This is a genomic window from Bacillus sp. cl96, from assembly GCF_900100505.1.
Classification (GTDB): Bacteria; Bacillota; Bacilli; order Bacillales; family Bacillaceae_G; genus Bacillus_A; species Bacillus_A cereus.
The window spans coordinates 134,924-148,796 of the sequence record NZ_FNDM01000011.1; the positions used below are offsets into that span (position 1 = coordinate 134,924).

Sequence of the window (13,873 nt, forward strand, 5' to 3'; positions counted from 1 at the left end):
AGAATAGGGGATAAAGGTAAGATGAGTATTTTGCAAGGAATCCTTGATACGTATGCTCAGTTTTTCGACTTGGACATGTGGATTAAAGTGTTGCAGGATCCAGTATCTTGGGGATTAATTGGTACACTTGTTGTACTTGAAGGATTATTATCTGCTGATAACGCACTTGTGTTAGCGGTAATGGTAAAACATCTTCCGGAAGAAAAACGTAAAAAAGCATTATTCTATGGACTTATTGGAGCTTATGTGTTCCGCTTTATTGCGATTGGAATCGGAATGTTCTTAATTAAATTATGGTGGGTAAAACTTCTTGGTGCACTTTACCTTGCTTGGTTATCAGTAAAATACTTTATTGATAAGCGTAAAGGTGCAAGTGAAGAAGACGAAGCTCACGGTATGAATCAAAATAGTATTCTCTTTAGAATGTTTGGTGTCTTCTGGGGAACAGTTGCGATGGTTGAATTAATGGATATCGCATTCTCTGTAGATAGCGTACTTGCTGCATTTGGTGTATCTAATGAAGTTTGGATTTTACTATTAGGCGGAATGCTAGGTATTTTAATGATGCGTGGTATTGCTGGTGTATTCTTAAAATTGTTAGAGCGTATTCCAGAGCTTGAAACGACAGCATACATTTTAATCTTAATTATTGCAGCAAAAATGTTACTGTCTTTAATCGAGATTGAGATTAGTCATACACTATTCTTTATTATTTTAGTTGTAGCATTTGGAGCAACATTTATACTTCACTACATGAAGAATTCTGGACAAGCTAGAGAAGAAGTTGCAGCTACTAAAGAAGACAATAAATAATTGAAATGGGTTTGCTCGTTTTGCGAGCGCCCATTTTTTATAACCAAAAATAGTTTATAATAGAAGAAGGACTTAGAAAAAACGTAAATGTTTTTGGAGGTGAACTGTTGTGTTTTCACGTTTTACACTTCAACCATATGCATTAAAAGATGAATCAGATTTAAAGCAATTTGAAACGCTTTTAGAAAAACGCCCACAATATGAGCTGACAGAGAATGAGATGAAATTTAGTTATATAGCATGTCGAATCCTTGGCGTTCCTAATGATGTAGATGAATATTTTAATGAACTGTTTGATTATAGTGAAGCGAAAGGAATCGAAGTTTTACACGAACAAAATTTAAACAAAGTGATTGATTCGGAAAAGCTTCGTCATATTCAAGAAGTGTTCGGATTACATCAAGAAGCACCAAATGGTCTGACAGTAAATAGGCTAGTTGCACACTTATCTGGGAAACAACTTTTACCGAAAGTAGACAATCCTGATTTACAGCATTACATACATACGACGTTTATTTCACTATTGAAATTATATGAGAAGCAACATAATCAGTCGTTAAAGACAGAAGGCTTCCGTCGTTTCTTAATCGACATAATTAAACTAAGCGAAAATTACGTAGCGAAGTGGTTCTCTACGATTAATTATAAGAAACAAATGCCGCGTATCATTTGGTACGGTGATGCACAGGAAAGCCGTATATATTTCTTATACTTTCTTACTATGCTCGGTTGTGATGTGCTTTATTATCACCCAGAAGGAAAAGATGGATTTGAAAATATTGATGAAGAGGGAAGAACTTTTGTTGTATCTCATTCAAGTCGCATTTCGCTTGAACCATTCCCTGATCGTCGCCGTGAGCGTGTTGCAACAGTAGCGTATCAAGCTTCGAAAGAAATTGAACAAGTACTTCACCACGATAATTCACTGCTGTACAAGCCGTGGCAATTCCGTTCCTATACACCTGTAGCACGTACGTTAAAAACGACATATGATGAACTCTTTTTAATTACGAAAGAAAAGGCATTTGTACGCCCAACATTCTTTGTTGAAAATAAACATATTTATATTCCTTCTTTATTTGCGAAAATATCAGGCGTTTCAAAGAATGATAAAGAATATTTTCAACGATTAAAGGCTGTTACATCATTTGATAACAGTTTACTAATTAATACATTCCCATTTACGAAAGAGCAAAAAGCAAACTTCCAATATCATTATCGAGATGCATTGGACCGAGCTGGAAAATTGCATCCTGATCTAATTATGAATAGCCATTGGTGGCCGCATAAGCGTTTACCGGAAGGTTTACAGCATGGGATTGCAGAGGCGATTATCCATACGTGCGAAAGTGAAATGTGCAAACCAATTGCGAAAGAGACGAAACAAGATGTAGCGCTATATGTTTTCGCACAACTTTCTCAAATACCACCGAATATTTTAGAACAGCTTGAGAAATTTGATTATTCACAAGATGTACCGAAAATTGTTATATTTAATAATGAGAAGAGCGGAGAATTAACTCGTTCTGACGCTGTTTTATTACTATTTTTGAATCAAATTGGAGTAGATGTATTCCATTTCAATCCAACGGGAAGAAACGATATTGAACCGTATATTGAAGCGGGGGCATTTGATTCACATTGGCTTGAAGAGGTTAATTTCGATCTTGAGTTTCATGGTTCATCAGCCTATAAAAATTTATCACAAACAATAAAAGGACTATTTCGTCCATTTTTATAAGGAAAGGGAGAATACCATATGAATAACCCAGTCGTACTAGATCCGAAAACAGAATTAAATGAACAAACAGCACAAGATGTTCGCTTACAACTTAGACAAGATGCGGATGTACAACGTATTTATAATGCGGTAGATATTAAAGATCAATTAGAATTAATTGAACTTGGAAAAGAACCTTCTATGGAAATTTCACGTTTTGCTGATCAAATTTTACATACAATGTCATTATCAAAGATAGAAGATTCTGGTGAATTATTAAAACAGCTTGGTAAAATTATGGACCGATTTGATAGTAAAGACTTTGCGGAAGAAAAAAGTGGTTTCTTCTCACGTATGTTCAAAAAAGCGGATAAAATGATAGAACAAATCTTTAGTAAATATCAAACGATGGGCCGCGAAATTGATAAAGTTTATGTGGAAATTACGAAGTACCAAGATGAGATGAAAAAATCAATTGGTACGTTAGATGGCTTGTATGAGCAAAACTTAAAATATTATTTAGACTTAGAGAAGTACGTAGTAGCAGGAGAAATGTTATTAGAGCGTTTAAATACAGAGTTAGTTCCGATGTATGAAGAGCGTGTACGTAATAATGATCAATTAGCAGGTATTGAATTAGAGTCGCTTAAAAACTCTGTTGAAATTTTAGAACAGCGTATTGACGATTTAGAAAAAGCACGTATGGTTGCGTTACTTACAGCACCACAAATTCGTATGATTCAACGTGGTAATAATAAATTAATTGGTAAAATCAATACAGCATTTATTACAACGATTCCTATCTTTAAAAATGGTATCATTCAAGCGGTAAATGCCAAGCGCCAAAAGCTTGTTGCAGATTCTATGGCTGAACTGGATCGCCGTACAAATGAATTACTTAAGAAAAATGCACAAAATATCGCAACGCAAAGTGTAGAAGTAGCGAGATTATCAGGTTCTTCTAGTATTAAGATGGAAACACTTGAGGAAACTTGGAACATTATTTCAAGAGGTATGCAAGAAACACAACAAATTGAAGAACAAAATAAACGTGAGCGTGAAGAAAGCCGCAAGCGTATGGCTACATTAACAGAGAATATCAAAAAAGAATTACAAGGATAAAGTGAAACTTTAATCAGTGGGGTTTTGTTCATCACCACCGATTATTAGCCTTCACCAATTGGACACTTATGGGCAGTTAATCCATCACCTAACTTCTTTGCTCAAACTGAATTTTGAGGTGGGAGTTTTACTGCACGGAAAATAGCAGGATAAATGAAAAGGCAATGAGGAATATTCCTCATTGCCTTTTAGTTTTTCTTCACTAATTTAATGATTTCATTCACAACAAGCGGAATGATACTTAATAAGAGAACAAATTCCCAATCTCGCATCGTTAATGCATGTACACCGAATATATTTGCAAGGGGCGGGATGGAGATGATACAAACTTGCATAAGAACACCGATAAGGAGGGAGAAGACTAAATATTTATTTGTAAAGATCCCAATTGAAAAAATCGATTTCGTTCTTGAACGCAAGTTAAATGAATGAACGAGCTGAGAAAAACTAAGAACGACAAATGCCATCGTTTGAGCGTGTAATAGAGCATCGTCATCAATTCGCTCTGGGAAAAGAGGAAATAAATTTGTATCTCCAGTATAGAATTTTGCTCCGGCGATAAAAGCTATTAGCGTTAAAAGTCCAATGATAACTCCATTGAAAATCAGGAAAGGAACGCTGCCGCTAAATAAGCTTTCTTTTGCATGTCGTGGTTTTTCCTTCATCACATCTGGGTCTTCAGGATCAACCCCAAGTGATAATGCAGGCAGTGTATCTGTAATTAAATTCACCCACAAAATGTGAATAGGTCGTAGTGGTGTTGCCCAGCCGAGTAAAATGGCTAAAAATAAAGCGATAATTTCTCCGAAGTTACAAGAGAGTAGGAAGAGAATTGATTTTTTTATGTTGCGATAAATATTTCTACCTTCTTCAACGGCTTTCACGATAGATGAGAAATTATCATCTGTTAACACGACATCTGCTGCCCCTTTTGCAACGTCTGTTCCTGTAATGCCCATCGCTACGCCAACATCAGCTTGCTTTAAAGATGGTGCATCATTGACACCGTCACCAGTCATAGAAACGATATTTCCTTTCGCGCGTAATGCCTTTACAATTTTCACTTTATGCTCAGGAGAGACTCTAGCGAATACATTTAAATGATTAATTTTGCTAGCTAGTTCTGTATCAGAAACGTTATCTAATTCAGTTCCAATCATAATTTCCGATATTTCTTCAGCAATGCCAAGTTCTTTGGCAATTGCAAAGGCGGTATCTTTATGGTCACCAGTAATCATAACTGTGCGAATACCGGCTTTTTTACATTCTTTAATTGAATCTTTCACTTCAGTTCGTGGTGGATCAATCATACCGACAAGACCAATAAAGATAAGATTTTCTTCAAGATGATTTATATCCACATCGTTTGAATCGTATTGTTTAAATGCGAATGAAAGTACTCTTAAAGCTTCTTGAGACATTGATCCGGCAGCTTCTAATATTTGATTTTTATCAGAATCAGTTAAAATCTCGATTTTGCCGTTTTTAAAAATATGGGTACATCGAGGTAAGAGCTTATCAATAGCGCCTTTCGTCATGCTATAGTAACTTTCATTGTACATATGTACGGTTGACATCATTTTACGATCTGAATCAAAAGGTACTTCGTTAACACGTTCATGTATTTTTTCTAAATGATCTTTTTGCATGTTAAAAGTGGTTCCAGCAACGAGAAGTGCAATTTCAGTCGGGTCTCCCGTTTGTGATTCGTTATTGTAAGACGCATCATTACATAGCACCATATTTTCTAACAATAGACGTTGCGCATCATTATTTACATTTAAACTTTCTAAGCGATCGTATGTGTTATCACTATAAAAGTGAGTAACGGTCATTTTATTTTGCGTTAACGTACCTGTTTTATCTGAACAAATAATTGTGACAGAACCGAGGGCTTCAACAGCTGGTAGTTTCCGAATGATAACGTTTTGTTTAATCATACGTTGCACACCAATTGCAAGAACGATGGAAACGATAGCTGGCAAGCCTTCTGGAATAGCTGCGACAGCTAAACTAATAGCAGTCATAAACATTTCTAACGTATCCCGGCCTTGTAAAAAACCGATGAGAAACATAACGATACAAATAGCTACAGCAACAAAGCCTAAATATTTTCCGACTTGTGCTAAGCTTTTTTGAAGTGGTGTCATATCATCGTCTGCTTCATGTAAAAGGGTAGCAATCTTACCAATTTGTGAGTTCATTCCAGTTTCAACAGCAACACCGACGCCTCTTCCATATGTGACAAGAGTAGACATAAAGGCCATGTTTTTTTGATCGCCGAGTGGTACTTGCTCATCACTTCGCATAGAAGGGTGGTAGATTGCATCTTTATCAACAGGGACAGATTCACCAGTTAGAGCAGATTCTTCAACTTTTAAATTTGCGGTTTCAATAAGGCGTAAATCGCATGGGATATATCGTCCGGCGTCGAGCATAACGATATCCCCTGGAACGACGTGCTCAGATGGAATTTCTTTTAGTTCACCGTTTCTCTTGACGATAGCTTTAGGTGTTGCCATCTTTTTCAATGCCTCTAAAGCTTGTTCTGCTTTCGATTCTTGGACAACACCGATAACAGCATTTAAAACTACAACAAGCGCGATAATACTGGCATCCGCCCATTCACCTACAAAGGCAGAAATAAGGGCAGCAATAATAAGGACATATACGAGGACGTCATTAATTTGGGCGAAAATACGCTGCCATAAAGTGCGTTTTTGTTTTGTAGCTAATTCATTAGAACCGTATTGCTTTAAACGTTCACTTACAATCTCATCTGTTAAACCGTTTTGTTCGTTTGTTTCTAGGTCAATCAATGTTTGATCTTTCGTCTTACTGTACCAATTGCTCATAAGTAAGCACCTCCAGTAAAAACAGTTAGCAATGGTAGTGTTGCTATTATTTGTGAGTAGTATGTATGGAGAAAAAATCTAAGGTGAGGTTCTACTTCTATTGTACAATATTTTACAGTTGGTTGAGGGAAAGAGAAGAGTTGTCATGAATTTGTTGGAAATAAAAAAGAGCCTCATAATAAGAGAGGCTTTTTTACTTTTTAATTAATGTACCTAATTCTTCTGTAATAGCTTGCATTTCACTAATGCTGAATGTTTCACGTTTCATAACATGATCATAAATGTCACGTAAATCTTCGTACATTTCTTCGTTAAAACTAGCAGCTCTCATCGCTCCAGCATTAACCATACGTAATTTTTCTTTAATAGCTTCGACCATGTATTCAACGTTTTCTTCTGACTTTACGGATAAATCCACCGAAGTGTCCCCCTTTAAAATAACATAAGGCTATCTTAACATTTTTTATCATTTTCGTTAATGGATCTTTTCAATCCTATTAAATTAGTAGGGATTTCCTTTATATTTCATAATTGGTTGTTTATACTATAAGTATATATGAAGAAATGCACCAAGAAGGGAAGAAACAAAAACATGGTTCAAGTATTGTTTGTTTGTCTTGGGAACATTTGCCGTTCTCCGATGGCAGAAGCGATTTTTCGAAATCTTGTCGTAAAAGAGGGACTTGAAGAGAAAATTGTCATTGATTCTGCAGGAACTGGAGATTGGCATGTTGGTCATCCGCCACATAAAGGAACACAAAAAATTTTAAAAGAAAATGCAGTCACTTTTGAAGGAATTAAAGCAAGGCAAGTAGAAAAAGAAGACTTAACAAAGTTTGATTATATTATTGCCATGGACAACAAGAATATAGCAGATTTAAAAAGTTTAGGTAAAACTGGAGGCTATATTGGTAGGCTGTCCGACTTTGTTCCAGACGGTGGCTGGACAGACGTTCCTGACCCTTACTATACAGGGAATTTCCAAGAAGTATATGACCTTGTAACAGAAGGGTGTGCAAAGCTATTAGCTTTCATTCGAAATGAACAAGGAATATGAGGAAGCTTAGAAAGAAATACTTTCTAACATAAGAAATGAAAGGGTGAAGGAATATGGCAAAGAAAAATAATATTGCTCGAAACATTGCGATTGGTGTAGCGGCAGGTGTAGCTGTATCCATGTTAAAGAAAGAAAACCGTGAAAAAGTAAAAAATACAGCAGAAAAAGCAAAAACAAAGATGATTGAAATTGGTGAAAATGCAAAGATCAAAGAAAAAGTGCAAACTGTTACAGATAAAGGACGCGAACTTGCAGATTTCAATGTGGTAAAAGCGAAAGTAGCAGAAATTAAAAAATTAACGCCATCTGTTGTAGAGACGTTAAAAGAAACGAAAGAAATTTTTAGTAAGAAAAAAGTTGAGCCAGAAGAAAAGCCAGAAACGATTGAAATTCAAGCTGTATCTCCAAAGGTAGATGAGCTGAAAGCAGAAGAAGAGCCAGTAGTTGCTGAAGATGGTGGTATGAAAGAAGCGCGTGAATTATTTATAAAAGACTCAAATGCAGTGGAAAAAAAAACTGAAGCGTACATTGAGTTAAAGCAAGATAAAGAAGAGAAGAAAAGCGTTTAAACATATATGAGAAAAATTTTAGAAAAGGTGAGAAGAAATCGTACTTATTCGTTTGGTAAAGATTTATATGACCGGACGATGCGCGATGATGTAGCGGGCTTGGCAGCACAGCTCGCTTATTTCTTCTTGCTTGCAATTTTTCCTGGGCTCGTTTTCTTAATTACGCTTCTTGGATTTATTCCCATTCAAACAGAGGATGTGCTTAGTTTATTAGAGGTTTATGTACCAGATGATGCAATGAACTTAATTGAGGTAAATGTAGATAAAGTTGTAAACCAGCAAAATGGTGGTTTATTATCATTTGGTTTATTATCCATGTTATGGTTTGCCTCAAATGGTGTTAATGCGGTTATGAATGCTTTTAACCGCGCTTATGACGTAAAGGAAACACGTTCTTTTATTACAACAAGAGCGTTATCAATTGTGTTTACATTAGCTATTATTTTTATGATTGTCTTTGCGTTAATTGTTCCGGTATTCGGACAAGTTATTGGAGCAGCAGTGTTTAAAGCACTCGGTTTATCAGATAGTTTTTCTTTCGTATGGAGCATTACACGATTAGTAGCGAGTTTCTTCGTACTATTTGCTTTGTTTAGTTTCTTATATACATTTGCACCAGATCGAAAGTTAAAAAGAAGAGAAGTTATTTCAGGGGCGTTATTTGCTACTGTAGGATGGATTGTGGTGTCTTACTCATTTGCTTATTATGTAGATAAGTTTGCGAATTACGCCAATACATATGGTGGTCTCGGTGGTATCATTATTTTAATGTTATGGTTTTATTTAACTGGATGGGTAATTTTACTTGGCGGTGAAATTAATGGTTTACTCCACCATTATAGAACCGGTGACAATAATTCCCGTAATGAATAATGAGTTCTTGTTCCATAATAAAAAGGAACAGGGGGGATATTTCATGAGTAATAATAAAAAGAACCATAATAATAAAAGTAATAATAAACAAAAGAGCAGTTCGCATCCAAAGCATAAAACGAGTAGCAGTGCGAACGGTCATAATAGCTATCACTAAAAAAAACGGGTCCTCTATGAGGGACCCGTTTTATTTGCTTCCTTTTAGTAATCGTAAGCCATTCAAAATGACAAGAATCGTACTTCCTTCATGACCAATAACACCGAATGGAAGAGCTAAAAATTGCAAGAAGTTTGAACAAATTAGCATGGCAATAACGGCTAGCGAAAAGATTACGTTTTGCTTCACAATACGGTTCATTCGTTTTGATAAACGAATTGCTTGGGAAAGGCGAGATAGTTCGTTCTTCATCAGTACAACATCTGCAGTTTCTAAAGCTACATCTGTTCCTTCTCCCATTGCGACACCAATGCTAGCAGTAGCTAGGGCAGGTGCATCATTTATACCGTCTCCAACCATTGCTACTGTACCGTATTTTTCTTTTAACTTTTTAATCGTTTCAACTTTTGTTTCTGGTAAGCATGATGCGTAATATTCCTTTATATTACTTTCAGAGGCAATTGCTTTTGCCGTTTCTTCATTATCTCCAGTAATCATAATAGCTTCGACACCAATGCTTTGTAAATCACGAATAGCAGCTATTGTTTCTTGGCGAAGCGTATCTTTTAAAGCGATAAGTCCAAGAATGCCTCCCTCATCACTAATATAAACGACAGTTTTACCTTCTTTTTCAAGTGAGGCAGAAATACCATTATGAAATGTCTTTGTTTCTTCACCGATAAAATCAGCTTTACCTATTTTATAAGCGTTGTTTTCCAATATTCCTTTTAGACCAAAACCAGTTACATCTTCAACCTTTTCTGGTTTTTTTAAAGTAATGTCGTACGCATGTTGTGCATATTTAACAATGGATTCAGCTAAAGGATGTGTAGAGTGACTTTCAATTGATGCTGTAATATAAAGTACTTCTTTTTCTGTTATATTTTCTCGAACATATACATCTGTTACGGTAGGTTTACCTTCTGTTAATGTTCCTGTTTTATCAAACGCGATTGCTTTCACAGAAGCAAGGCGTTCTAAATGTATACCGCCTTTAAAGAGAATACCGTTTCTCGCTCCGTTAGAAATGGCTGATAACGTAGCTGGTGTAATGGCAGCTACGAGTGCACAAGGAGATGCGACTACAAGTAAGATCATAGCGCGATAAAACGTTTCATTCCAGCTCCAGTCAAGTAAGAAATGAGGAACGAACATCATAAGCGCAACAACGAGTAGTACACCTTTTACGTATGTTCCTTCAAACTTTTCGATGAATAGTTGTGATGGTGATTTTTCACTTTGTGCACTTTGTACGAGACGGATAATCTTTTGGAATAATGTTTGATCGCTCGGCTTCGTAATTTTAACTTCGATAGCACCACGTAAATTTACAGTACCTGCAAATACTTCATCGCCATATCTTTTCTCATTTGGAATAGGTTCTCCCGTGATTGCTGCTTCATCGATATTTGTTTCACCGTTATGAATCGTACCGTCAGCAGGAACACGTTCACCTGGTTTAATTAAAATAATGTCGTTAATTTGTAACTCTCCAACAGGAATACGTTCCTCTGTTCCGTTGGAAATGCGTAATGCTTCTTCGGGTTGTAAGTCAAGAAGAGCGGAAATTTCTTTTTGGCTCTTACTTAACGTATAAGATTCCATAGCACCGCTGAGTGCAAAGATGAAGATTAAAATAGCCCCTTCTGCCCAGTAGCCAATAATTGCAGCACCAATAGCTGCAAAGAGCATTAGCATTTCAACATTTAGCTCTTTTTCTTCAAGCGTATCTTCAATTCCTTCTTTTGCTTTTGCATATCCACCAACTATATAAGCAAGGATATAGCAAGTAATACCTACATTCATTGCATCGTTCTTTGTAAATAACCAACCAACTAAAATAAAAATACCAGATGCTACTGCAAATACAAGTTCATAATGTTTTTTTAATGTGTCCCATAAAGAGGGATGAGAAATTGTTTCTTTTGCGTGTAACGTTTTTACTTCTGAGTTCATTACTACTCGCTCCTTCCGAATTCTTATTGAGAAAAATAATCAAAATCGAAACCCCTATAAAACGACGAAAGCTGCCATCCATAATGGATAGCAGCATTTCTGTTGAATCTGTTTTTAATCGTTCTTATGTTGTAATTATTCTATAGTATATCATATGTTTTTATGAGATGGTACGGTTTTGTTTCAAGTATAAACGGAAAACTTGTGTTTTCGCAATTCCTTTGGTATATATGAGTATTGTTCATAAAAAGGTCGGAAAGGAAGACAACAAGTGAAGACAGAGAAATTTTTTACCCATCCGATTGGCGTATTTATTGCTGCAATAGTAGCAACTTTTTTATGGGGAAGCGCATTTCCTTTTATTAAATTAAGTTATGTTGAACTTGGAATTCAACCACAAGAAGTTGGAGAGCAAATATTATTTGCCGGTTATCGTTTCTTGTTATCTGGAGTCATGCTCTTATTATTCTTTAAAGTGTTAGGAAAAGATATGAGCTTCAAAAAAGGAACGGGGAAACAGTTAATACAAATTGGTTTATTCCAAACGTTTCTTCAATATATCTGTTTTTACATTGGAATGAGTTATAGTTCAGGAATTGAAGGAGCTATCATTTCAGGGACATCATCATTCTTTCAAATTTTACTCGCCCATTTTTTATATAAAGATGATGCTCTCAATATAAGAAAAATAATTGGGGTATCGATTGGTTTTTGTGGCGTCATTTTAGTAAATGTGCCGAGTGATGGTAGCTTATCATTTCATTTTGGAATTGGAAGCTTATTACTTCTTAGTGCAGCAATGCTGTATTCATATGGAAACATATTAGCGAAAGAAGGTAGTAAAACGTTAGATGTTGGCTATATGACAGCATACCAAATGATGTTTGGTTCTATAGGATTATTATGTATAGGGGCTTTACAAGTTGGATTAATGCCATTTACATTTAGTCTACATGCACTAATTATGCTGATTTATTTATCTTTCTTATCTGCAGCTGGTTTTTGCATTTGGAATACAATTATGAAGTACAATAAGGTTGGAAAAGTATCTATGTATATGTTCTTTATACCCGTATTTGGTGTGTTATTATCGAGCATGATTTTAGGTGAAGCAATTCATTCATTTGTGTTACTCGGTTTAGCATGTGTAGCCGCGGGAATTATTGTGGTAAATCGGACGCCAGCTAAGCAAAAAATAGAGAAAGAAAAACAAGTAGCATAGAAAGCAGAAAAGCGATTACAATGGAAGAACAGTACTGTTCTTCTTTTTTTATAGAAAAAGGATAATAGACTAAGTGTAACGAAAAAAGATACAAAAAGCATTTATTGAGGAGAACATATTATGAATCTACTTTACGTGGTGTTAATTGGGCAAATACTTCTTTTTTTAATTGGTGCAATTTATGCAATGCGGCAGACAAAAAGAACGAAAGATAATATGCCGTTACCTTTAGCAATCCGTCTTATTCTTAGTTTTTCTTTAACAGGTAGTGCAATTTGGATATGGTTACAAGATCCATCTGTAGAGTATAGTACGTGGGTTGCACTTGGTATGACTTTATCGACTGTGGGAGATTTGTTTATGGCTGGGCTGATTCCAATTGGTCACAGGTTAATTGGTGGGATGGTTACTTTCGCTCTTGCTCATTGTTTTTATGTAAAAGCATTTTTGCAAACAGGAATTTCGTGGAATGGTTTTTGGATTGGCTTATTCGTATATGGGCTCTTTCTAATTGTAGGATGGTTCTTCTTTATCCGAAATGATAAACAGGATAAATTGTTTACGATAGGAGCTCTAATTTACGGATTGTGGGTTGGAGGAATGGCTTGCTTTGCATTCGCCTTATATTATGAAAATACAGGAATATGGTGGATACCAGCGTTTGGTGGTTTACTGTTTGTGATTTCTGATTTTATTATTGGCGTGACAGATATCGGAGGACGTAAATTGAAGTATGAGCCACTTTGGATTTGGTTTACATATGTAGCTGCTCAAATGTGTATTGTATATGTGGGATTATAAAAAGATACTCTCAAAATAGTGAATAGACTATTTTGAGAGTATCTTTTTTGCTTGTTTAATTTGATCAGTATTACCATTTTGAAATTTCTAATATTATAATTTTATAATTCAGAATTTTGTAGAAAATCATCGGTCGTATTATTTATAATGAAAGTAAAAAGATGATGAGTTGGTGAAATGATGCAAAAGAAAAAACGTTGGCGTGAATTCTTTGGAACTATTGCAATTGCATGTTTATTGGTGTTTTTGGCGAAAATTTTTGTGTTTTTTCCGACGAATGTAAAAGGAGCATCCATGAGGCCGACGTTGCAAGATGGAGATAAGGTGATTGTTAATAAGCTAGCAAAACAATTTGAAAGCTATGGGAGAGAAGATATTATTGTTATGAAAACAGATAATTTTTATGTCAAAAGAGTGATTGGATTACCTGGAGATATAATTGAGATGAGAAATGATCAATTATATGTAAATTCTGAAGTGAAAGATGAAGAGTATTTGGATAGTAATAAAAAACAAGCAGAAAAAAAACTTATGAATTTAACAGAGGACTTTGGACCAATTACAGTTCCCGAAAATAAGATTTTTGTTATGGGAGATAATCGCTTAATAAGTAAAGATAGTCGAAATGGTTTAGGTTTTATTGATAGAGAAGATGTGTTAGGAAAGTTAGCAGGCATTTATTATCCGTTTGAACATATGAAAATAATAAAGTAAAAAACCAAGCAAAT

12 protein-coding genes are annotated in these 13,873 nt (G+C 35.4%); 9 read left to right on the top strand and 3 right to left on the bottom strand.

The genetic code is table 11. From position 1 onward, the window contains the following. Positions 1 to 21: 21 nt before the first annotated feature. From BLT20_RS22040 to BLT20_RS22050, 3 genes are all read left to right on the top strand, one after another. On the top strand, positions 22 to 813 hold the full coding sequence (locus BLT20_RS22040) for a TerC family protein (protein ID WP_000025704.1): 792 nt from the start codon (positions 22 to 24) through the stop codon (positions 811 to 813). Between the two features lie 109 nt (positions 814 to 922). Next, positions 923 to 2,554 (top strand): YceG family protein, encoded by a 1,632-nt coding sequence (locus BLT20_RS22045; RefSeq protein ID WP_000492862.1) that lies wholly within the window; start codon positions 923 to 925, stop codon positions 2,552 to 2,554. 18 nt (positions 2,555 to 2,572) lie between these two features. Next, on the top strand, positions 2,573 to 3,655 hold the full coding sequence (locus BLT20_RS22050) for a toxic anion resistance protein (RefSeq protein WP_001064409.1): 1,083 nt from the start codon (positions 2,573 to 2,575) through the stop codon (positions 3,653 to 3,655). Positions 3,656 to 3,843: 188 nt separating this feature from the next. Here the strand turns inward: BLT20_RS22050 and BLT20_RS22055 are convergent, their stop codons facing one another. Next, positions 3,844 to 6,510 (bottom strand): cation-translocating P-type ATPase, encoded by a 2,667-nt coding sequence (locus tag BLT20_RS22055; protein WP_000073725.1) that lies wholly within the window; start codon positions 6,508 to 6,510, stop codon positions 3,844 to 3,846. 193 nt (positions 6,511 to 6,703) lie between these two features. Next, complete coding sequence (locus BLT20_RS22060; RefSeq protein WP_000366196.1) at positions 6,704 to 6,928, bottom strand: DUF1128 domain-containing protein; 225 nt, start codon at positions 6,926 to 6,928, stop codon at positions 6,704 to 6,706. 174 nt (positions 6,929 to 7,102) lie between these two features. On the opposite strand from BLT20_RS22060, the gene BLT20_RS22065 reads away from it, so the two are divergent. The 3 genes from BLT20_RS22065 to BLT20_RS22075 are packed head-to-tail and all read left to right on the top strand — an operon-like array spanning position 7,103 to position 9,009. Further along, complete coding sequence (locus BLT20_RS22065; RefSeq protein WP_000250916.1) at positions 7,103 to 7,567, top strand: low molecular weight protein-tyrosine-phosphatase; 465 nt, start codon at positions 7,103 to 7,105, stop codon at positions 7,565 to 7,567. Positions 7,568 to 7,620: 53 nt separating this feature from the next. After that, positions 7,621 to 8,136: a DUF4075 domain-containing protein gene (locus BLT20_RS22070; RefSeq protein WP_001085387.1), complete on the top strand. Its 516-nt coding sequence runs from the start codon at positions 7,621 to 7,623 to the stop codon at positions 8,134 to 8,136. A 6-nt stretch (positions 8,137 to 8,142) separates the two neighbouring features. Next, entirely contained in the window at positions 8,143 to 9,009 is an 867-nt protein-coding gene (locus tag BLT20_RS22075) for a YihY/virulence factor BrkB family protein (RefSeq protein WP_001226536.1), read from the top strand. Positions 9,010 to 9,196: 187 nt separating this feature from the next. On the opposite strand, the gene BLT20_RS22085 is transcribed toward BLT20_RS22075, so the two are convergent. Beyond that, complete coding sequence (locus BLT20_RS22085) at positions 9,197 to 11,122, bottom strand: heavy metal translocating P-type ATPase (RefSeq protein WP_001083758.1); 1,926 nt, start codon at positions 11,120 to 11,122, stop codon at positions 9,197 to 9,199. 271 nt (positions 11,123 to 11,393) lie between these two features. On the opposite strand from BLT20_RS22085, the gene BLT20_RS22090 reads away from it, so the two are divergent. The 3 genes from BLT20_RS22090 (at position 11,394) to lepB (ending at position 13,859) form a co-directional block, all read left to right on the top strand. After that, entirely contained in the window at positions 11,394 to 12,344 is a 951-nt protein-coding gene (locus BLT20_RS22090) for a DMT family transporter (RefSeq protein WP_000845713.1), read from the top strand. A 120-nt stretch (positions 12,345 to 12,464) separates the two neighbouring features. Beyond that, positions 12,465 to 13,145, top strand: a complete 681-nt coding sequence (locus BLT20_RS22095) for a lysoplasmalogenase (protein ID WP_001051079.1) — start codon at positions 12,465 to 12,467, stop codon at positions 13,143 to 13,145. Positions 13,146 to 13,322: 177 nt separating this feature from the next. Then, complete coding sequence (gene lepB, locus BLT20_RS22100) at positions 13,323 to 13,859, top strand: signal peptidase I (protein WP_000983303.1); 537 nt, start codon at positions 13,323 to 13,325, stop codon at positions 13,857 to 13,859. Positions 13,860 to 13,873 lie beyond the last annotated feature (14 nt).